At 42.9% G+C, this 22,288-nt stretch carries 14 protein-coding genes; 13 read left to right on the top strand and 1 reads right to left on the bottom strand.

Annotated features, from left to right (window positions below; genetic code table 11):
* Positions 1–19: 19 nt before the first annotated feature.
* Positions 20–481, top strand: a complete 462-nt coding sequence (locus R2S08_RS01110; RefSeq protein ID WP_316833471.1) for a MarR family transcriptional regulator — start codon at positions 20–22, stop codon at positions 479–481.
* Positions 482–492: 11 nt separating this feature from the next.
* On the opposite strand, the gene R2S08_RS01115 is transcribed toward R2S08_RS01110, so the two are convergent.
* Positions 493–1,551, bottom strand: a complete 1,059-nt coding sequence (locus R2S08_RS01115; protein ID WP_316833472.1) for a class I fructose-bisphosphate aldolase — start codon at positions 1,549–1,551, stop codon at positions 493–495.
* Positions 1,552–1,718: 167 nt separating this feature from the next.
* On the opposite strand from R2S08_RS01115, the gene R2S08_RS01120 reads away from it, so the two are divergent.
* The 12 genes from R2S08_RS01120 to R2S08_RS01175 all read left to right on the top strand — a co-directional run bounded on the left by R2S08_RS01120 (position 1,719) and on the right by R2S08_RS01175 (position 22,273).
* Positions 1,719–2,315 carry an RNA polymerase sigma-70 factor gene (locus R2S08_RS01120; protein ID WP_316833473.1) on the top strand — a complete coding sequence of 199 codons (597 nt, stop codon included), beginning with the start codon at positions 1,719–1,721 and terminating at the stop codon, positions 2,313–2,315.
* A gap of 105 nt (positions 2,316–2,420) precedes the next feature.
* Positions 2,421–3,440, top strand: a complete 1,020-nt coding sequence (locus tag R2S08_RS01125; RefSeq protein ID WP_316833474.1) for a FecR family protein — start codon at positions 2,421–2,423, stop codon at positions 3,438–3,440.
* Positions 3,441–3,662: 222 nt separating this feature from the next.
* Entirely contained in the window at positions 3,663–7,088 is a 3,426-nt protein-coding gene (locus R2S08_RS01130; protein WP_316833475.1) for a TonB-dependent receptor, read from the top strand.
* A 2-nt stretch (positions 7,089–7,090) separates the two neighbouring features.
* Positions 7,091–8,812 (top strand): DUF4397 domain-containing protein, encoded by a 1,722-nt coding sequence (locus R2S08_RS01135; protein ID WP_316833476.1) that lies wholly within the window; start codon positions 7,091–7,093, stop codon positions 8,810–8,812.
* Positions 8,813–8,817: 5 nt separating this feature from the next.
* Positions 8,818–10,026, top strand: a complete 1,209-nt coding sequence (locus tag R2S08_RS01140; protein ID WP_316833477.1) for a hypothetical protein — start codon at positions 8,818–8,820, stop codon at positions 10,024–10,026.
* A gap of 24 nt (positions 10,027–10,050) precedes the next feature.
* Positions 10,051–11,121 (top strand): fasciclin domain-containing protein, encoded by a 1,071-nt coding sequence (locus R2S08_RS01145; protein ID WP_316833478.1) that lies wholly within the window; start codon positions 10,051–10,053, stop codon positions 11,119–11,121.
* A gap of 23 nt (positions 11,122–11,144) precedes the next feature.
* Positions 11,145–12,413, top strand: coding sequence for a fasciclin domain-containing protein (locus R2S08_RS01150; protein WP_316833479.1), 1,269 nt, complete (start codon positions 11,145–11,147; stop codon positions 12,411–12,413).
* Between the two features lie 23 nt (positions 12,414–12,436).
* On the top strand, positions 12,437–13,417 hold the full coding sequence (locus tag R2S08_RS01155) for a fasciclin domain-containing protein (RefSeq protein ID WP_316833480.1): 981 nt from the start codon (positions 12,437–12,439) through the stop codon (positions 13,415–13,417).
* A 14-nt stretch (positions 13,418–13,431) separates the two neighbouring features.
* On the top strand, positions 13,432–16,686 hold the full coding sequence (locus R2S08_RS01160; protein ID WP_316833481.1) for a carboxypeptidase regulatory-like domain-containing protein: 3,255 nt from the start codon (positions 13,432–13,434) through the stop codon (positions 16,684–16,686).
* Between the two features lie 3 nt (positions 16,687–16,689).
* Complete coding sequence (locus tag R2S08_RS01165; RefSeq protein WP_316833482.1) at positions 16,690–18,933, top strand: IPT/TIG domain-containing protein; 2,244 nt, start codon at positions 16,690–16,692, stop codon at positions 18,931–18,933.
* Positions 18,934–19,038: 105 nt separating this feature from the next.
* Complete coding sequence (locus tag R2S08_RS01170; protein ID WP_316833483.1) at positions 19,039–21,606, top strand: two-component regulator propeller domain-containing protein; 2,568 nt, start codon at positions 19,039–19,041, stop codon at positions 21,604–21,606.
* 43 nt (positions 21,607–21,649) lie between these two features.
* Positions 21,650–22,273: a response regulator gene (locus tag R2S08_RS01175; RefSeq protein ID WP_133777598.1), complete on the top strand. Its 624-nt coding sequence runs from the start codon at positions 21,650–21,652 to the stop codon at positions 22,271–22,273.
* The last annotated feature ends 15 nt before the right edge of the window (positions 22,274–22,288 follow it).

The following is a 22,288-nucleotide window of genomic DNA, read 5'->3' on the forward strand; positions in this document are numbered from 1 at the left end:
AAGTACTAATTTTACCTTTATGGAAAACCGATTGAATGAAAACGACAGAGTCCTGTTCAGAATAATTTACCTTCTAAGGCGATTGACGGATAGGTGGGCCTCTGTAAATTTATCCAGAGTAGCCGCTCAGGATTTTAATGTTACCTTTTTGCCTTACTTTATGAATATTGGTGACGAAGGTGTATCCAATCACGATCTGGTCAAAACGATTAAGGTGACTAAACAGGGGGTAAGTAAAACAGTTAAGGAACTGGAAAATCTCGGCCTTGTTTACACCGAAAAGAGCGATACAGATGCAAGATCCATTATGATTTATCTTACAGAAACAGGTAGAACGCTCTTTAATGTCATTAAAGAACACTCAGATGATCTCCATAACGAATACAGGAAACTCGTTGGAACTAAAAATTTCGAACTCATGGTCGATACGCTCGTAAAAATTATAGATTTTCACGAGCGTATCGAGAAAGAAGTGCTTTAAACTTTAAAACATCAGGCAAGATCTATTTCCCTGGCCAGGTAGACATCCTGGATGGTATGTAAAAAATCAACACCCTCGTTAAAAGGTCGTTGAAAAGCTCTTCGTCCCAAAATAAGACCTGTACCGCCAGCACGTTTATTAATTACAGCATTTTTAACAGAATCTGCCAGATCAGATGAACCTTTAGATTCGCCTCCTGAATTAATCAGGCCTGCACGGCCCATATAACAATTTGCTACCTGATATCTGCAAAGATCAATTGGATGATCCGTAGTTAATTTACTATATACCAAAGGGTCTGTTTTCGAGAAGTTTATCGTAGTGAAACCTCCGTTTACATCAGGCATCTTTTGTTTGATAATATCTGCTTGTATGGTTACGCCAATATGATTGGCCTGTGCTGTAATATCGGCTGCCGACTCATAGTTAACTCCATCTTTCTTGAAATCATTGTTACGGCAATAACACCAGAGTACGGTAACCATACCCAGGTCATGTGCCTCTTCAAATGCCCTGGCTACTTCTACAATCTGCCGGTCAGATTCAGCCGAGCCGAAATAGATTGTTGCACCTACAGCCGCCGCGCCCAGGTTCCAGGCATCCCGGACCGAACCAAACATAATCTGATCATATTTGGTGGGGTAGGTGAGCAACTCATTATGATTCAATTTCACCAGAAAGGGAATTTTGTGAGCGTATTTTCTGGCTACAGCCGCCAGATTTCCAAAAGTAGTTGCTACTGCATTGGAACCACCTTCTATAGCAAGCTTTACAATATTTTCCGGATCAAAATACATCGGATTTTTTGCAAAGGAGGCTCCCGCGGTATGTTCTATTCCCTGATCTACGGGGAGAATAGAAACGTACCCTGTTCCTGCCAGTCTTCCATGATTAAAAATAGAGGCCAGATTTCTAAGGACCTGTGGATTGCGGTTACTTTGTACAAAAACCCTGTCAATAAAATCAGGCGAGGGTTGGTGAAGTAGTTTTTTATCAAATGTGGCGCAGTGGTGATTTAAGAGCGTATCGGCATTGCTGCCTAATAATTCAACAATTTTCTGAAAAGCCATAACTGTGTTTTTTTAAGAAACGAACCGGGAGGCTTTTTTGTTCTTAAAAACAATTATTTATCATCTCGCCCTTATTTCTATGGCTTATTTATAAGTTAACATTGCCTTAATAAACTCAAAGATTTCGCCTGCTACTTTTGTCGCTAAAGAGTTTCTTAGGTTAAAGCATGGCGAAGACACTGAAAGATTTACCAGATCCTATTTTATTGAAAAAATACAGCGAGGGCAATACCAGTGCCTATAATGTACTTTTCAAGAAATACTTCGATGCTCTATATGGCTATGCATTAAAGAATGTAAAAGACCGTTGCGCTGCCGAAGAACTGGTGATGGATGTGATGTTAAGTCTCTGGAAGAAAAAAGGCGACATTCAAGTAGAACAAGACCTGAAAGCCTATCTTTTCCGTTGCATTAAAAATGCGATTTATAACCATTACCGGAAAAAGATTCTCCCTACAGTGTCGATGGAGTTTATACCTGAAAATCATGGTTTAACTTCAAAAGGAGCTGACTATGAATTGGACAGTAAAGAGCTGGAAAAGATCTATCGGGAGAAACTCAGTCAGTTGAGTCCCCAGCGCCGCAAGGTCTATGAAATGAGCAGGGAAGAAGATATGACTTATTCAGAAATTGCCAAGGATATGGATCTCTCGGTAAATACCGTAGAAAACTATATGGTGGCTTCGCTCAGTTTCTTTCGCAAGCATTTGAAAGAACATGCAGATTATACCCTGGTACTGATCTTTTCCTTATTTTTTCTGTAGCCTGATCCAGGCTCATATTCCCTTAAAAAAAAATATACTGTTTTTTTATTTCGAATAGGTGGTCTTCCGTAATAATTGTGTTTTACCTATTGAACAACAATTAGAATGCAGGCGGAGAATACCCATAAAACATTAATAAGAAAATACATTCATAACGATTGTACCCCAGCAGAACTGGAAAGTATAAAAGAGTTGATGAAGCTTCCACAAGCACAGCGTCTTTTTGACGAGGTACTTAATGAGAGCTGGTCAGGGTTTGAAGCGGAGCTGGATCTGGACCAGCCCCGTTTAAACCACAAGTTACAGGAGTTTTATAACCGTTTGCAAAAAGAAGAGGCGGAGCAGGTGCAGGTTGAAGTCCCCACAGGCTTTTTCGAGAAAAGAACTTATCTTCGGTTTGCAGCGGTGCTCGCGGCAGCTATACTGAGCCTGGGAACCTACGGGTTACTCCAGTTAAAAAAAACTCCTGCCAAAGAGCAGCTCGCTATTCATGAGATAGCAAACCCGATGGGGCAGCAATCCCGGATTGTTTTGCCCGACAGTTCAGAAGTTTTTCTTGGGGCGGGAAGTAAGCTGAAATTTCCAGAGCGCTTTACTTCCAATACACGGGAGATCAGTTTGGAAGGGGAGGCCTTCTTTCAGGTCACTAAAAATCCGCACAAACCTTTTATTATTCATACCGGAACAGTTCAAACTAAAGTATTGGGTACTTCTTTTAGAATTGAAGCTTTCCGCGGATTACCATTAACAGTTTCTGTTGCAACAGGTAAAGTAAGGGTAGATGATTATAAGGGCGTTGAAGTTCATTCGCTTGCAGTCCTGCTTCCCGGGCAGAGGGTTTCCTATGATTCTGGAAAAGCCAGGCAAGGAACAGTTGATGTAGAAGAGGTGAAGGGCTGGAAAGATGGCCGTTTGGTTTTCAGAGGGGCAAGCCTTAGAGAAATTACCAATACACTCGAACGCTGGTATAATGTAAAGTTTGACTATGGGGATTCCGGGAAATCAATGGAAAAGATCAGCGTGCTTTTACAAGCCAATGTTCCTCTCTCTAAAATTATGAAGGTTTTGAGTGTAACCGGTCACTTTAAATATAAAATAGATACAAATCATGTCCGCATTCATTAACAAGATAAGCACAGAAAGGATAAATATGTAGAGGTTCTTTACTAAACAAACGTTCCCCGCCAAAAGGCGGGGAACGAATTTAATGTTATAAACCGTGTGATTTCGACGTCCTCCGGTTTATCAATCAATTTTTAACAGATCAATCGCTTTGCAGCGAATTAACCAGTAATGTTCAAAAATATGCAAAAAGGATTAAATGTATGTCCTTCAATTCGATTTATTATGAAATGCTCTTTAATTCTCATTGCGGCCCAGCTTACTTGCATAAGTATGCTGCTGGCCAGTAATGTGAAGAGTCAGGATCTCGATCATAAAGTAGACTTGCGGCTGGAAAATGTCACTGTTGCACAAGGCCTGTCGGCCCTGGGTAAACAGAGCAATATCAAATTCTCCCTGAGGGAACAGTCCGTTCAAGCCGTAAAAAGGAATGTAACCCTGGTGGCCAGTCAGATCACCATAAGGGAAGCCATCCAAAAATTGCTGGCCAATACCAATCTCCAGTATAAGCTGGTGGAAGGCTATGTAGTGGTAGACAGTAAGCCGGTACCTATCCTGGTTACAGGTACAGTTATTGATGAGAAAACAGGAGAAACCCTGATTGGTGTTGGGGTAAGAGTTAAAGGTGCGGGTACTGCGGTGTCTACCGATATGAATGGTAAATTCCGCATTTCTGTACCAGAAGGTGGTGCTACATTGGTTTTCTCTTATATCGGTTATCAAAGCAGAGAACTTAAAGTAGATGCCGGAACAAAGGATCTGCGTGTCGTATTAAAAACTTCTGCTTTCCAATTAGGCGAAGTCACTGTACAAGCCAGAAGAAAAACCAATACAGAGGTAGCAGTACTTGACGAACGTAAAAAGTCTGCCGTCGTTCAGGATGCGATTTCTGCTGCTCAAATAGAACGTACCGCGAGTATTACGACTACGCAGGCACTACAGAGGGTATCAGGAGTTACGGTGACTGATGATAAATTTGTTGCTATTCGTGGCCTGGGAGACAGGAGTGTAATTGGCCAGTTAAATGGTGTACGCTTAGCTTCCTCTGATCCAGACCGAAGTTCTATTCCTTTTGACCTGGTTCCAGCTTCGCTTTTAGACAACGTAACCATTTATAAGACTGTTACGCCCGATAAACCGGCAGATGCCGCTGCGGGTATTGTGGAGTTAAAGACAAAGTCAGTACCAGACAGTATGGTGTTTAATGTAATCCTGCAATCGGGTTTTAATTCTAATATTGGAATAGGTGGTCAGTATAACAGCTTCTTTCATAGTGATATGGGCGTTTTTGGAACAAAGATCAATCAAAAAAATCTTTCTCCAGATTTCCTGAACCTGGCTACTCAATATAAAGGTGGGTTAAATCAGATCCAGAATATGATTTCTAATAGCGGGTATAGCCCCTCAGTGAAACAGGAAGTTGGTCGTATCAATAACATTATGCAGAGTTTTGATCCGGTATTGACCACCAGGTATAAACAAGCACCGCTGAATCAACTTTACTCCGCAACTTTTGGAAATAGTTATACTTTATTTAAAAAGCATAAACTCGGTGTTATTGCCGGCGGCAATTATTATCGTCGCACTACAGACATTGCGGGAGGCGATATCCAGCAATATAGCATTTACCAGGGTGTAGTAACCGGGAACCCACAAGTGAGCAGTCCAAGGAATATCCCAAACTATATTACGCCGAACAACCTTTATATGGGTCGCTATCAGACCTATAAAGAAAACACCGGTACCGAGACATTGAATTACGGGGTGTTAGGCGGTTTAACTTATCGTTTCGATGCGCGCAACGAGATCAGTATGCAGTATTTAGGCAGTTGGGGTGGAGAAACACAGGCCACCAATATGTATGGAGCTTACGAGTATACAGGTCTACCGGGTGAAGTAAAAAGTACCATTTATTCATTAAAACAGTCTTACCGGACATTGAATACGTTTAACCTCCAGGGGGAACATAAATTTCTGGCTTCAGAATATTCTCCAAAACTGAGTTACAATGTATCGAGTTCTAAAGCGGGTCAGAATGATCCGGATTACCGATTTGTAACGCTTGCCGATTATACACCACGTGGCGGCGCTTATGTAAATTACCCAGGAACGGGACCACAAAATTCGGTAGAGCAGGGATTTACCAAGCATTTATATGCTTTGTCATCAGGTTATGTGAATGGATTTGGCGCTTATGGGATTATCCAGGCAGAGCCCAATGGCCGCAGATACAGAAACCTGAAGGAAACCAATTACAATTATAAGGCAGATTTATCTATACCATTTAAATTTCTTGGTCAGAAACAGGAGTTAAAAACGGGAGTGAATTATCTAAACCGCGACCGTACCTTTACGGAGAACGTGTTGTTCCTGCCGGGATCTAATTTCTCGTCTAACGGCGCACTTCCATTATATACTGTATCTGGTAACCTGGACCGTTTGGTTGGGCCCGAGATTATAGGTATTCATGCCCCAACGGCAGGTGTGGGAGAAGGTGCAAGTCCAATTGGCGGATTTTTATACAATAGTCAAAAATCCCCGAACAACTATACAGGCTTTTTTGAAACCAAAGCAGGCTATGCCATGCTGGATTTGAAATTAACTAAAGATTTAAGGCTTACCGGTGGGCTGCGTTTTGAATCTACCAATATCCAGTCGGCGGTAGATACTTCTGGTGTGTTCCTGGATCCTGCACTAACTGCACCTGGAACCAATATACCACTTACCCTGACCAGTCCGAACTCTGTGTATAAAGTGAAATTTAAGCCCTATTATTCCTTAAATACGACCTATAATTTCAGAGACAATATGAATTTCAGGGCAGGGTATAATACCACGCTGGCCAGACCGGAACTCCGGGAAATTACCAATGTATTTGAATTTGATGCTTTTCAAATGGGATTAGTTGTGGGTAACCCGAACCTGGTTAATCAATACACACAAAACCTGGATTTCAGGTGGGAATGGTTTCCTAATAACGGAGAGGTTATTGCAGTTTCCCTTTTTGGTAAACGCATCAAAAACCAGCTATATAAGGTGTTTAGCTTACAAACCAGTGGTTTGGCAGCTACTTATCCGGAGTATCCGACAATCAGATTTGAGAACGATCCGAATACGGGTAAAGTATGGGGTGTAGAATTAGAAGTTGTTAAAGATCTGGGCAGGATCTGGGACCCGTTACGTAATTTTTATATGGGTGCAAACCTGCTGCTTGCACAAAGCGACATTAAAAAATCACCGGAAAGACTGGAAGCCAACCGTTCGTTAGACAGACATACGCCCGAAAACAGCCCTTTATTTGAACAAGCTCCATATTCAGTGAACGGATGGTTGAATTATGATAATAAGAGATCAGGAACCAGCTTGACCGGAACTTTTAACATGGTGGGGGAACGTTTGATCCAGATCAATTTAACCGGAGAACCAGACCTGTATACCCGGCCTGTACCAGTACTGGATTTTGTATTTAGCCAACGCTTGTCTAAGCGAATCATTTTTAAAGGTTACACCAAGAATATTTTAAACCCTGCCGTTCAAACGGTATATGCCAATCCTGGTACAGGAGGAAAATGGTATGGTAACCAATATCTAAACCGCAGTTATAAAAGGGGTGCAGAATTTATGATGGGGTTCACCTATAATTTGTATTAAAGATGAAGAAATTAAAGAAATTTATACAGCATTTACCTTTGAACCTGGGCTTTTGTATGCTGCTGGCATTCAGTGCCTGTAAAAAGGATAAACAGGATTTTAGATACGATAACCGTGATATTACAGATGCCCGCAAAAATTCTGCTGTACGGATAATTAACCTGGGTAAATTTAACCAGGTAATTATGAGTGGAGACACACTTACAAATTATGTGGTGCGCACCCTTGCAGAGCCTTTGAAAATTTATCCCGGAACCAAGTTTTTCCCAAGCGACGGCCGTTTAGGGACCACCTGGAACATCCCACAGGAATTATTGAAAAATGGAAAAGCGCATCTGCTGGCAGAAGATATTTCTGAGTATGGAGTTCAGGACAGGGTTAATTTTGATATTCAGGAAGACGGGCAGCAGCCTGTAGATTATTACGCGCTGGTTTCCAACCGTACAGGCGCGACCCCGGTCCAGCAATTTATTAAAGTTCCAAGGTCTGTGGCCTCTCCATCTGACCCTGCAAAATTTAAGATCAGGATACTGAACCTTTCGTCTACCGTAGCCATAAATGGAATGGAAAATCTGGTTGGTCCAATGACCCTGACCTGGGCAGACGGTACACCAATAAGTACTAAAACCAGTAATATTCCGCCTGGTCAATATTCAGAATACGTCGAATTACCTTATACGACGGCGCAACTTAAAGTATTGACTTCGGCAGGTATCCAGGTTCCAGGCGTATCTTCCGACCTGATCTTTCCAGCTACTTCAACCATTCCGGGCAACACAGGGTGGCCACCTGTAAATACCAATCTTACCTATACACCTTTTAAAAGCTACGCACCGGGCGGGATTTATACCATTGTGATATCTCCCTATTTCTTTAGAACGCCTTATTTAGCAGGTAATCCAGGTGAAGAGAGCAAAGATTATCAAAACGGTATGCGAATTATCAGCGACATCAGTGAGCCGCTTAACAATACTTATGCAAGGGTTCAGGCCATAAATGTATTGCCTGGCGTGGACGGGGTGAAGATAACGATGAACAGCAAAGCACTGGGCAGTGCACTTGCCTATACAAGCCATACAGAATACCAGGAGTATATTGCAGGTAATTACAACATCGAAGCAAAAGACGCAACAGGCACCGTATTGGCCAGTACACAGTTGAAACTGGATGCCAATACCAATTTTAGTTTGTGGCTTTATCCAGATGCAAACGGTAAAGCGTCAATTGTTGCGGTGCCGAATGATTTAAGTAATCTGATCCCGCGCACAGATGCGACTGACGACGGAACTTATGCAAGGTATAAACTGGATTATCCTTTTGGATTGCGTTTCCTTAATTTATGTCCGGATTTACCTTATTTAACATTTACAAGGGATAACGGACAGATATTTGTAGATAAATACAACACCAATCCGAATGCCTCCAATAACATCAGGCCTGGAATTTTCCCTATAGAATATCCTTATATACAGATTCTGCCAGAAGAAGCACCTTATCAGGTGATGGCTTACCGTTCTACACCAGCGGTGGTTCCGGGCAGCTGGGCAAGTGATATTCCGGTAATCAAAGGAAAAGACCTGGTTGCCCGACCAGAATTGTATGTGCGTGGCGGACTACCAAACCATGAGCCAGGCATTTATACCATTGCACTGGTGGGGAGTACCAAGCCCTCGTCAGCTGGTGGTCAAAAAGCTAAAATGATTATCCTGAAACATACCAAATAAAACAGATGATGTTAAGATCAAAAATTCAAAATATCCTATCGTATGCTTCCCTTGCTCTGCTTTTCTTTATGGCAGGTTGTTCGAAAGTAGAGTATAAAAAGATTGATGACCCGGCCTATTTAAGGGTTTTTAATAACCTTAACTATAAGATAGGAATTGACAATAAAGATGAATTGCTGCCATTTTTAACCATGCTGATCGATCCTGAAATGGGGCAGGATGGGATTCCAATAAATGCAGCAATCAAAGGTGATTTTCTGGACCAACGAGAGCCTTATGCACCTCCTTATCCATCACACGTGGGTAGTGGAACAACTAAAAATAATCCCGAATATCCGGGCCGGGAAAATGTTCTGGTTGGTCCGGTACTAAACGGTTACGACCTGAGCAGCTGGGCCCAGGTCCCATCAGGTAAACATCGCATTGTCTTTATGTTTCGTCCAAAAAATGAGATTCCTTTTTTTGCTCTGGAAACCAAACTTAAAAAGAATGTACTGATTGATACGACCATCGTACTGGACAGTAAAGAAGTGTATACTTTACATGTTTTGCAGAAAGATTACCAATCCAGGAAAAATGGAATTTATCTGAGAAAAGAGAACTTTCAAAAGCTACCGCTTTCCGACTCGCTTATCTATGTGAATTTTTACAATATGAGCTCTAAAGGTTATTGGGAGGCAGATAATGAAGCAAAAGGTGGTACAACTTATGGTATGGGAGCCTTGGGCAACGGGATCAGAGATGAAATGAACATCTTTTTATCCCTGTATAAAAATGCAAATCCGCTTCCTGCCGGAAGAATCCCGGGCTATGGGGGGAAATATCTGACTACTTTAAAACGCAACTCGGAGGTGCTTGAAGTGAGTCCATACTATAGTTTTCCTTTATTTGCCGATGGTACTTCTGATGGCATCCATACAGAGATGTGGCAGCGTTTCGATTTTTTTGCAAAGGGAATGGACCTCACCAATAATCCTTATGGTCAATATACGCCGCTTACCGACAACAACTGGGCTTCGGTAAACTGTTTTATGTCTGGTAAAACACCCCAGCCCGGGATGGAAAATTCAGTCAGTTTGCCCAATATGATTGTCAATATCCATTCCGGCAAATATAACCCACGTTCCTTCGCAACGGTAAATACCATTGAAATTGTAAATGGGCGTGCTTACCTCACCACTATTCAAAGAAAGTATGCACCTCCAATTTATTAAGGACCTAATTAAAAGCGCAAACAAATGAACATCAAAAGAATAGGTAATACGTGTCTTTTTCTCCTTTCCATGTTACTGGTATTGAGTTTCAATTCCTGTAAACACAACGATCTGGAAATTGACAAATTAAATGATAGTTTCAGGCCTGCGGCCGACTTTGTTAAAAATAATTATGACTTGTCGCTCTTTTCAGCTGCGGTTGAAAAAGCAGGGTTGACCCAAAAATTAAATGGTACAGGGCCTTTCACTGTACTTGCTCCCAACAATGATGCTTTTCATATTATGGGGATCAATAGACCATCAGACTTTGATAAGATGAACGCCGACACCCTGAAGTTTCTGGTAGAAAGGCATATCCTTGATCGCAGATTGCTGGTTAGGGATATTCCAGCGAACGGTATTGACGTTCGGTACCATACTCTTGCCGGAACGGAGCTATATACTTCCGTCTTTAGTGGCAGCAAGCCACCCATGATCTTTTTTAACGGATCTTATGCCACCAGACAAGATGTAACCATTGCCAACGGGAACCTGTTTGTTCTGCAACGGGTAATGAAGTCGACAGCTAAGACAACGGTACAAAGCTGGCTGGCTGCACATGCGCAGTACAGTATTTTTGTAAGTGCACTAAAGAAGTTCGGATATTGGGATGAGCTGGCCACTGATGGTCCATATACCGTTTTTGCGCCTAAAAATGAGGTTTTCGAAGCGGCCGGACTTACAGCAGAGGTGATTGAAGGCTTAAATCCGGACAGGTATATACGTGCCCGTTTATTTGGAAGCTATGTATTCCGTAAAAAACATTTCTTCATTTCAGATTTCTATGTCATTGCTCAGATTAATAATGATGGTGGGTATAACCGTCCGATTGAGGACGATACCTATTATATGGCGATAGGTGGATCTGCCGGTGCTTATTATCAAAATACGACTTACGGCATGGAGGTCAGGACAGCGAAAAATTATCCTTATGAAATTGTTTCCCGGGTTGGAGGGAGCGCTCAGATCGGTATAGATAATTTAACGGATAATGGGATTGTACAGGACCTGCAGGGGCTGTTGATTCTGCCAGAGCAAGCATTAAAAAATAATTAACAGGATCTAATTGCATTAAAAAGATGAATATAAAATTATATCAAGCTGGGAATGCCTTAAAACTACTTGCCATTTGCATGTTGTTTTTATCCTTGGTTTCCTGTAGGAAAAAGGAATTCCAACCTGAGGTGGAGGGCGCAAAGATTCCTACCCAGGACATAACAATTACATTAAAAGAAGCACTGGAAGCTTCTCCATACACCCTGTTTAAAGCGGCCTGGAAAAAAAGCAATATGAACAGCATTCTGGAAAAAAAGGGAAGCAAAGCTCAGTTTACACTGCTGGTACCCACAGATGCAGCATGCGTTGCCGGTGGGCTTACCCAGGAGTTCATCAATCAAACGCCTTCTGAGCTCCTGGACAGCATCTTGTTGTACCATACATTGATCGGCGCAGTAGACGCTAAAACTTTGAGTACAAGAGGTGAAAATACCATTGGTGTATCTTTACTGACCAATCCGTACCTCCGGGTTTTTGGGTATGAGAACCTTTATTTGTCGGACGTGTATGCCTACAGACAATACCTGAATGTTTTTGGTTCCGATCTATATATCAATAACAAAAAGAGAAGCAGTGCGGTACCGACCCAGGCAAAAGATGGTACACTATGGCCCATAGATCAGCTTTTGAAAAAGCCTACCAAAACCATCTACGAGGTTTTAAAAGAAGATGGCCGTTTTGGAATGTACGTTGGTATTATGGAGAAAACTGATGAGCTCTGGGACGAAGCCATAGAGGGCATGGCCGACCGCGCTAAATTCAAGATCGGACTATCCGTTTATTCTTATTCAGATCGCAGTCCTAATATTCGTTTTACCTCTATTTTTGCGCCAACAGATGAAGCTTTTCATCAGGCTGGCTTTAAAAATATAGATGACCTGATGACCTTGAACAGCCGGGCTCCATTGCCTTATTATGACTGGGATACCTACGAAGTGGTAGGCAGTGGTTATGTAACAGATACCCTGCTGACGATGCATCGTTGGGGAAGGTTATTTGAGCCATACAGCAATATCGCGGGAAAAGGACTTCCTATGCCAGATATTTTTTATGCAAACGATTTGAACAACCGTTTGCTTGGAGATTATACGCTAACCACTTCCAATGATGGCAATCTGCCGGTTTATAAAACGCCATTGGATTTCGGTCTTGATGCCAATGGACGTGTAACTGTTAAAGCCAAAGAATCACCTTATCCGGCAGCGGCAGTGATAGAAAAGGACATCAACACACTGATGGGGCCAATCCATGTGGTTGACCGTTTGATCCCACCAAAGGATTTTAAATATTAACCGCACAACTTTTAAGAAGAAAGATGAAGAATTTTAAGTATATACTCCTGCTCCTGACCATTATTGCATTTGGCTGTAAAAAGGAGACAGTGGATGATGTAAAAGACAATAGTAAGATCAGCGCCATTATTGCAGATAACTTTAACCTGTCTGTTTTCAATACGGCGCTGGTGCGCACTGGCCTGGCTAAACAGATCGATCAGGAAGGACCATTTACAGCCATTGCACCTTCGGATGAAGCTTTCAGGTTGGCAGGTTATCCAACTACCACCAGTATTCTCTCTGCGGTTCCGGCAAGAATTTCTGCTATTATGAATTACCACATTCTAAATGGAAGCTATGAGTTTAATAAACTTCCTTTTTTGTTCAATCAGGAAATCAAATCTGCCAACGGAGGAAAGCTTTTTGTTACCCACTGGGTTAAAGGACCAGATACGGTATTGACCATCAATGGTTCAAGAGTACTCTCGCAAAATATAAAAGCCTCTAATGGACTGATCCAGGTGGTTGACCGGGTGCTGGAACCCTATACCTATAGTTATGTAACAGATGCAATCGCATCCGACCGGAACCTAACCTTGTTTTATCAGGCATTACAGCGTGCAGGATTGATAGAGACCTTAAATGGAAAGGGCCCCTATACCGTATTTGCAGCAAATAATGCGGCTATGACAGCTTTTGGATTAAGTTCCGTTGAGGCTATTAATCAAATGGAACCTGCTGTGTTGCTGCGTTTAATGCGTTATCACATCATTGCCGACCGCAGGTTTGTATATGATTATATATTGAGTACCGGAACCTCAGGTAAAAGTGAGCAGTCCATGCTGGACGGCAATTCTGTTCAGGTAAAATTAAAGCCGGATCCACAGGTATCCGGTGCCTTTAACGGGATAGAGCTTTTGGGAACCGGGAATACTGCTATGGTGCAATTGGATCGGCGAGATCAGCTCACAGGAAACGGCGTAGTACACACCATTACCAGTATGTTGAAAATCACACAGTAATTAAGATTTTAGAGATGATAGTAAAGAATATACTTCACAAAATATTTTTATTCCTGGTTCTGCTTCTGCCGTTTGCAGTGATGGGACAGGAAACCAGCGGTACTTTGAATGGTACTGTATTTGATGCCACAGGACAACCTATGCCGGGTGCAACAGTAATTGCTGTTCACCAGCCTTCGGGTACACGTTATGCCACTTCAGCAGATCAGAAAGGACGTTATTATCTGCCCAATTTGCGTATAGGCGGACCTTATTCCGTGGAAGCGACGATGATCAGCATGAATACCGATAAAAAAGAAGGGATCACCATCCGTTTAGGGGCTTCTATCTTGTTGAACTTTGCGCTGAAAGACCAGGCACAGCAACTGGGTGAAGTGGTGATTAAGGCGACCAAAAGAGGAGCGCAGGCCAGTACCTTTGGTTCCGGCAAGAACATCAGTGCCGATCAGGTGCGCCATATGGCTACCGTGTCCAGAAGCATTACCGATATCACCAGGCTTGTACCCCAGGCTACCAAGGACAACAGTTTTGGCGGAACGAATTTCCGTTACAACAACGTGACCATAGATGGGGCAATCAATAACGATGCGATCGGCTTCAGCCCTTCTCTGGGCGGACAGTCTGGAACTTCAGGCATGGCCGGAAGCTCCACCCGAACCAACCCGATCTCGCTGGATGCGATAGAAGACATGCAGGTATATCTTGCGCCCTATGATGTGAAGATCGGCAATTTTACCGGGGGATCGGTAAATGCCGTTACCCGTAGCGGAACCAATACCCTAAGTGGATCTGTATATGGCTTTGGCCGTAACGCAGCCCTGACCAGCAAGGACCGCGTGGGTACGCTAGGGAAAATGAACAGCGATTTCTATGATTACCAGAGCGGCTTTCGCATTGGCTTTCCACTGATCAAAAATAAGTTGTTCTTCTTCAGTAATGAGGAGATAACCAAAAGACAGGACCCTGCACAGCTAAAAGCCGGAGAGGCGGAGACCGTGCAGATCCTGAGCCTTGCCGATGCCAATGCGATCAGTGCTTCGGGCCTGATGAATGCCGGCACCGCAGGAGACTTCAATACCTATTCCAAGTCCCATAAATTCTTTAACCGTTTGGACTGGAACATCAATGATCACCATCAGCTGGCTGTGCGGAACAATACGATTATTTCTGAGGCAACGCATATGGACCGCGACCAGCAGGATTTCCGCTTCAGCAGCATGGGCTTTTTACAGAAGAACAACCAGAGCTCTACGGTAGCGGAGCTGAAAAGCCGTTTTGAACATGGGCTTTCAGGCAATTTATTGGTGGGCTATACCCGTGTGAACGACACCAGGGACCCATTGGGAGATCCAAGCCTTCCGCAGGTACAGATTGCCGGGCGCACCCCCGGCACCACCATTTACTTGGGCACCGACCGCGAAGCGAGCATCTTTAACATGAAGCAGCGGACATTGGAGCTTACCGCGAATTTGAGCTGGAACCTGGGCAAACATACCCTGACCATGGGCACCCATAATGAGCTGTACAAGATCAATTACGGATTTGTAAATGCCTGGAACGGCAGGGTAGACTACCTGAGTATAGAAGACTATTTAAACAACAACCCTTACCGGGTACGGGGGGCGTATAATTACACCAACAACAACCGGGAAGATATCCTGGCCAACCCGGGAGCGGTGTTCAACGTGAACATGTACAGCGCCTATTTTCAGGATGAGATCAGGGTATCCGACAAACTGAAAGTAATCCCAGGTTTAAGGGCCGATATGACCGATCTTCCGGAAAAGCCTGAACTGAGTGATAAGGTGCAGAATGCCCTGGCCGATCCTTATTTTGGCAATACCTATAGTTATACCCCTTTAAGCCGGATCCAGAACAAATACCTGAACAAGGTGCAACTTTCTCCAAGAGTAGGTTTCCGTTACGACTGGTTTGGTGATCAGAGCCTGATTCTAAGAGGGGGTGCGGGATTATTTACCGGACGTATCCCGATGGCCTGGATTGCCTATGCTTTTTACAACACTGGCAACAGTTATGGAGGTTTCGATCAGAAGGCCGATCAGAAGCCCTTTGTTCCAGGGAGCGATCCATTGAAAGGCGGTGCCAATGGCATTGGTGATTTTATTGCCGCCAACGGCGCGGTTACCGATAACCGCAACAGCGGTAAGACCCAGGCCGACCTGATTGACAATGGTTTTGTGATGCCGCAAGTGTTGCGGACGAGCCTGGGAATTGACTACAGCACGGCCAGCCAGTGTAAATTTACCCTGGAAGGCATTTACACCAAGAACATCAAAGATGTGTTGTTCCAGCAGCTCAACGTACAAGACAACCCAACCTATTATGCTTACGACAAGAACCGCCAGCAGCCGGTTTACAGTGGAACAGTAGATCCCCGTTTTTCCAATACCTATTTGCTGAGCAATACGAGCAAAGGTTACCGGTACAGTTTAACCGGGAGTATCAGTAAAAGTATTGCAGAGGTGCTTCAAGCCTCGGTATCCTATACCTATGGGGCATCCAAAGACTTGTCCAATGGGGTAAGGAACTCCATGGAGTCCAACTGGCAGCTGAACCAGTCGCTGGTGCCCAATAACCCTGCACTGGCCAACAGTAATTTCGATATCCGCAACCGGATCGTGAGTACCATTAGCTATACCAAGGCCTGGAATAAAGCGAATAAAACCAATGTTTCGCTGTTCTTCAGCGCGCAATCGGGTAGTCCGTTTACCTATGGCATTGTGAACAACAGTGTACAAGGCTTACCTCAGCAGGTGAGTCTGGCTTATATTCCTCAAAGGGAAGAAGCGGTACGTTTCTTTAGAGACCGGATTAGCGGTGGGCAGACCATTACAGCGCTTCAACAAGCGGCTGATTTTAACAAACTGATTGATGGGGATACGTATTTAAGCAGCAGAAGAGGAAACTTCACTGAACGGAACAAGGGGCGTACCCCATGGAATGTACAAGCCGATCTGCATGTTTCCCATGATCTTTTTGTGAGCACAACGGGCAAACAATTCATTACCCTTACTGCGGATGTGATGAACCTGACGAATCTGATCAGCAAAAACTGGGGCATACAGTATTTCTCGCCTAACACCTTTAATTCTACTTCCAGTGTAGGTTTAAGCCCGGTCTTGTTTCCACCTCAACAAAATACAGGAGGATATCCGGTGTATGAATTTACCTCACCAGGAAAGCCTTACAGTATAGATTATTACGGTTCCAGGACGCAGGTGCAATTGGGTGCCAGATATACTTTTTAAATCATGGATATCAACTTATATAAAAAGAACAACATGAAGAATTTCTTAAATATTTCCAGGGTCTGTCGCATATGGAGTTTCTTTGGGCTCTTTCTGCTCCTGATTGCTGCCTGTAAAAAGGACAAAACAGATATCGTGAAGGAGCCTTTGAAAGTAACCGATTATTTTCCGAACAGCGGGAACCAGGGAACCCTGGTGACCATTCAGGGTACTGGATTTGGAAACAATACAGCTGAAGTTACAGCTGCTTTTTCCGGAACCACGGCCGATATTATCAGCGTTACCCCAAACGAAATTGTGGTCAGATCACCAAAAAACGGGAGTACAGGAGATGTTGTATTAAAAGTATCTGGTGAACAAGCTGTGGTGGGAAAATATAGTTATCAGGAATTGAGTGTGCAAAGCATCAGCCCTGCCAATGGATCTGCGGGTGCACATATTCAGATCACAGGGGCTGGTTTTGGCAGTATAACCGGGCCCGCGCAGGTTTTCATTAATGGAAAACAGGCTCTGGTTGTTAGTGCAAGCGACAACCAATTGGTTGCTGAAGTACCCGAGGCGGCCGGTACAGGACCAGTAACGGTGAAAGTAAACGGTAAAGAAGCCTCAGGTCAGACCTTTAAGTTCCAGTCGATTACCAGTATTAAACCACTAACGGGTGGAAAAGGAACAAAAGTCAGGATAAATGGTTCAGGCTTTGAAGAAGTTACGACGGGTAACTATGTTGATTTTAATGGAAAACAGGCTGTTGTACTCGAAGCGGCTGCCGATCATCTGATTGTTGCAGCTCCGGACGGCGTGGCAACCGGACCCTTATCTGTTTCCATCAACAATCAAAAAACAAGCGGACCGGTATTTACAGTAGTTCCTGTACCGGTAATCCAAACCGTAAGTCCGTTAAGCGGGCCGGCGGGTGCGGTGATGACCATTGTAGGTACAACTTTTAGTACCCTAAAAGAGGAAAACAAAGTCAGCATCAATGGCAAGGATGTCTCCGTAACTTCTGCCACATCTACCGTCATTATGCTAACCCTTCCCGGAGGAACAGGTAGTGGGAAGATTGTTTTAAGTGTGAACGATCAGGTGGTTCAGGGGCCGGATTTTAAAGACCAAAATCTGGGAATTGCAAAACTGAGCCCGGACAACGGATTAACTGGGACAGAAGTGACCATCACCGGGTCAGGCTTTAGCAGCAACCCTGCTTCCAATGTTGTAACCTTTAACGGAGTTGCAGCAGTGGTGAAAAGCGCCAGTGAAAATACCCTGGTGGTTACTGCTCCGCAAGGATTGAGTACAGGATTGGTAAAAGTTGTGAATGGCAGCCAAACGGCAATATCTCCAACCAATTTTAACCGCGCAGGTGTAATCACCTTGGCAGGTGGTCCGGGTAACAAAGATATTTCGGTTTCCAGATTTGGTGGCGGCCTGGTGGTTGATAAACAAGGCAATGTATACCTGCAGGAAATTGAAAACAACCGGATTAAAAAAATTACCCCTGATGGTGTGGTTTCTTTATTCGCAGGAAGTCCTTCTTCTCAGGCAGGTAACCAGAATGGACAGGGTTCTGCTGCACTATTTAGTTTCTCTTCAAGTTCAGGCATGGTCATGGACCCCGAAGGTAACTTGTTTGTAAGTGATTACGGAAATCAAAGCGTGCGTAAAGTTACTCCTCAGGGTGTGGTGAGCACCTTTGCAGTCAACCTCGGTAACTTTACAGGTAAGATTACCATCGATCAGGAAGGAAATATCTATGTACAGAAATCCTATCTGGGCGTATGGAAAATTGATAAGAATGGAGTAAAAACGAGTTTGGCCCAGGGAACCAGCGTGAAAGAAGATTCTCAGCCAGCGGTTGTAGGCTCTGACTTTTACTGGGTAGATTATGAGGGTATCCTGCTCAGCAGACAAAATATGTCTACGGGAGTAAACATCAGAGGATGGGCAGGTGGAAATTATGGCTTCCAGGATGGAATTGGAACACGTGCAATGTTTGCCGGGCTCAGAGGAATTGTTTACGATGGAAATGGCAACTTGTATCTATCAGATTACGGAAATAACGCCATCCGTAAGGTAAACATCGCCACTCAGGAAGTCACTACTGTATTTAAATCAGAGAGAGGTTATAAAAATGGAAGTCTGGCTGAAGCACAGATGAATTTTATTGCAGATATGACCATAGATAAGGATGGCAGTGTCTATATCCTTGATCTGAATAACAATGCGATCAGAAAAGTCTTTTTGAAATAATCCAGTTTAGTTTTTAATGCGCACTAACGGGCTGGTTAACAACCAGCCCGTTTTTTTATTAAACACAGCAGTTAAAAATTTTGATTAGCTTTATCTTAAAACCAGATGCCTATCAAAAGCGCTTCATTTTTATGTTTATTTCTCCTCTGTCTGTTCACCTCCGGGCAAGCACAGCCCTACGTGAAATTAACTACCTTTACCACTAACGAAGGGCTGCCAAGCAACCATATTTATGATATCGTTGAAGACAATAAGGGGTTTCTATGGCTGGCTACAGACAATGGAGTTTCCCGCTTTGACGGCAAATATTTCCAGAATTTTTCTGTCAAGAACGGACTACCTGGCAATGACGTTCTACAGGTGGTGAAAGATGGAAATGGAGTGATTTGGGTTAACAGTTATAAACAGGTGCCAGCTTATTTTGATGAGATCACCAATCGCTTTATCACGATTACGGCAAACAAGAACCTGAATGAAATCTCAAAAACCTTGTTTCTAACCAGCTCTATGGCAAATGGAGCTGTAAAGTTTTACAATACGGTTGGCTATGTTATTTTTAAAGATAAAAAAATAATCATTTGTGAACTCACAGGAAGTTATAAGAAAAATCTACTTATTCATGGAAAAGCAAAACCCATACCTATCCCAAGAGTGGTCAATGAGGAAATGGCAAACTGTATGTATACAGATAGGTTTTATAATTTATGGTTAGGGACTCTGGATAAAGGTCTAATTTATTTTAGCCGGAATGGCTTGAACTCTATTAAGATATCGGTGGGGCTGATCAACCCTAACTTTTTAAGTATCACCATCAACGATTATGGTGAACTGTTTGCCGGTAATTACTATGGTCAGGTTTTAAAAGTCAAAGGAAATTTGTTTGAAAAACATGATAACTCCAACGCAGGCACCGCCTGGATTAGGAAAATATTCAGCACATCAAAAGGAATTTTTACGGTGAAAGACAATGGCCTTGGTGTGAACTTTGGTCCGCTTGTCTCTGTAATGAACCAGTTTAAATCGCCAGCCTCGTTAAAAGCGGCAACAGCCTTGAATGACAGTATTATTGTTCTTGGCAGTATTTGTGGCCTGATCAGTTTAAATATCAATAGCTTAACCACAAAGCCACTTCAGAGTGAATACGATAGAACATTAAGTTTGGTGAGAATGAACCACAATGTGGTTTATTATATCGGATCAAAAGGGCTATATAAATATTTTTACAATAAGGATTCATCTGGTTATATCCCGCTCAGTGGGGTGCTGAAAGATGAAAAATTATCTGTTTTGACCTTCGCACCCGACAGTACACTTTGGGCATCAACTGTATCGGGAAATTTGTTGGTCTTTAAACAGGATAAGATCATTGCAACCATTCGAAATGATGGAAGTCTGCCGGAAAACATCACTGCTATGCTTGGATTTAAGAATAAAGTCTGGATTGGCAGTAAAACAGGCATTACTATTTTAGCGTATAAAACTATAAAAACAGGCCTTCAATATACGATCCGTAATTTGTCCAAAACAGATGGGCTGCCCTCTAACACCATTAATGAGTTTGCTTATAAAAACGATACTGTTTATGCGGCCACGGAAAATGGGATTGGGATTATTCCCGCAAATTATGGAAATCCGAGATTTGAAATTGCTCCGGAACTCATCGCTATAAAAATCAATCAGGTGGATGCACCAATTGAAAAAAAGTATATCCTGGAAAGCAACCGTAACAACATTGCGCTTCAGTTTGCAGGAATAGACCTGAGCGGTCATTTTAAAAATATTCAATACAGCGTAAATAACACTGCTAATTGGAACAATCTGACAGGAAATACCTTAAATATAGAATTGGCAAGTGGTAGTAATAAAATTTACATAAGGGCACTGGATGTTAACAACCAGGTTAGCCGTAAAACTCTTCTTCTTGATTTTTATATCAAAACGCCATTTTTTAAAACCATCTGGTTCTGGACTTTGGTTGCCGCTTGTCTCACTGCATTCGTATTCTGGTGGCTGAACCAGAGAAAACTTGCCCTCCAAAGAAGTGCTTTTGAAAGACATCTGGATCTGGAGTTGCAGCGAAAAAAAATGATCGCCGATCTTCACGATGATATTGGCGCAACGCTCAGCAGTCTGCAGCTGAACAGTGCGGTGGCCAATCAGTTGATCCATAAAGATGTTAAACGGACGAGGGTTATTTTAGATAAAATCGAAAATCAATCTAAAAACCTGGCTGATAAGATTGGTGACATTATCTGGAGCATGAAGCCAGGTAAAGATGAATTTATGACCCTCAGCAGCAGGATCAAAAATTTTGCAAACGATATCCTGAGTGCCACAGATATGAATTACAAGGTCAAGATCGATCCGGTAATAGATGATCTGGTAAAGGACATTACGGCACGTAAAAACATTGTACTGATTGCCAAAGAGGCCATTAATAACGCTGCTAAATACAGCAATGCCACTGAGGTAAGCGTGAACATGGACATCTTTAACAACCAGATCTTTATCACTGTAAAAGACAATGGAACTGGTTTCGATCCGCATTTGCAAAAAGGCAATGGGTTGGATAATATGCGTAAAAGAACAGAAGAATTATCTGGTCATTTTGAAATCTGTTCTGAAAAGAAATCCGGGACCTCAGTTTTGGTAAGAATACCTCTTATCCCTTAATTTAATTACATCAGATCAAAAATTTAGTTTTTACTTTTACCTTATGGCCATCCGGATTTTTATTTACGATGATAGTATTGACAGAAGGGACAGTCTCAAGGCACTGTTGAGCCTTAACGAAAACTTTAATGTAGTTGGAGAGGCATCTGATTGCACAAACGCAATAGGGGACATGGAACGTACGTATCCGGCAATTGTGCTTATGGATATCAATATGCCAGGTGTGAACGGACTGGAAGGCCTTAAAATGATCAAAAATAAGTATCCACAGATCAAAGTCCTGATGCAAACCGCCTATGATGACAGTGAGAAAATCTTTACCAGTATTAAAAACGGCGCCAGCGGCTATATTTTAAAGAACGATAAGCCACAGCGTATTCTGCAGGCCATTGAAGAAGTGATCGAAGGGGGGGCTGCAATGAATCCTGCTATCGCTCAGAAAGTGCTTGATTATTTTAAGCCCGTAGAGCGCAAGTCACCGTTAAGTCCAAAAGAAACAGAGGTCATATCTTTACTGGCAGAAGGCCTAAGTTATAAAATGGTGGCAGATAAAATGGGGGTAAGTTATACAACCATCAACACCCATACCAAGCGGATCTATGAAAAGTTACACATTTCTTCTTTAGGCGAGGCGATTGCCTATTATTATAAGAATCTAAAACAGTAGTAATTTATGGTTCCC

Origin of the sequence: Pedobacter nutrimenti, from assembly GCF_032678445.1 — a bacterium.
Classification (GTDB): Bacteria; Bacteroidota; Bacteroidia; order Sphingobacteriales; family Sphingobacteriaceae; genus Pedobacter; species Pedobacter nutrimenti_A.

Coding starts and splice junctions, on each gene's coding strand:
- R2S08_RS01110 (WP_316833471.1), top strand. CDS start 20: ATGGAAAACCGATTGAATGAAAACGACAGAGTCCTGTTCAGAATAATT.
- R2S08_RS01115 (WP_316833472.1), bottom strand. CDS start 1,551: ATGGCTTTTCAGAAAATTGTTGAATTATTAGGCAGCAATGCCGATACG.
- R2S08_RS01120 (WP_316833473.1), top strand. CDS start 1,719: ATGGCGAAGACACTGAAAGATTTACCAGATCCTATTTTATTGAAAAAA.
- R2S08_RS01125 (WP_316833474.1), top strand. CDS start 2,421: ATGCAGGCGGAGAATACCCATAAAACATTAATAAGAAAATACATTCAT.
- R2S08_RS01130 (WP_316833475.1), top strand. CDS start 3,663: ATGAAATGCTCTTTAATTCTCATTGCGGCCCAGCTTACTTGCATAAGT.
- R2S08_RS01135 (WP_316833476.1), top strand. CDS start 7,091: ATGAAGAAATTAAAGAAATTTATACAGCATTTACCTTTGAACCTGGGC.
- R2S08_RS01140 (WP_316833477.1), top strand. CDS start 8,818: ATGATGTTAAGATCAAAAATTCAAAATATCCTATCGTATGCTTCCCTT.
- R2S08_RS01145 (WP_316833478.1), top strand. CDS start 10,051: ATGAACATCAAAAGAATAGGTAATACGTGTCTTTTTCTCCTTTCCATG.
- R2S08_RS01150 (WP_316833479.1), top strand. CDS start 11,145: ATGAATATAAAATTATATCAAGCTGGGAATGCCTTAAAACTACTTGCC.
- R2S08_RS01155 (WP_316833480.1), top strand. CDS start 12,437: ATGAAGAATTTTAAGTATATACTCCTGCTCCTGACCATTATTGCATTT.
- R2S08_RS01160 (WP_316833481.1), top strand. CDS start 13,432: ATGATAGTAAAGAATATACTTCACAAAATATTTTTATTCCTGGTTCTG.
- R2S08_RS01165 (WP_316833482.1), top strand. CDS start 16,690: ATGGATATCAACTTATATAAAAAGAACAACATGAAGAATTTCTTAAAT.
- R2S08_RS01170 (WP_316833483.1), top strand. CDS start 19,039: ATGCCTATCAAAAGCGCTTCATTTTTATGTTTATTTCTCCTCTGTCTG.
- R2S08_RS01175 (WP_133777598.1), top strand. CDS start 21,650: ATGGCCATCCGGATTTTTATTTACGATGATAGTATTGACAGAAGGGAC.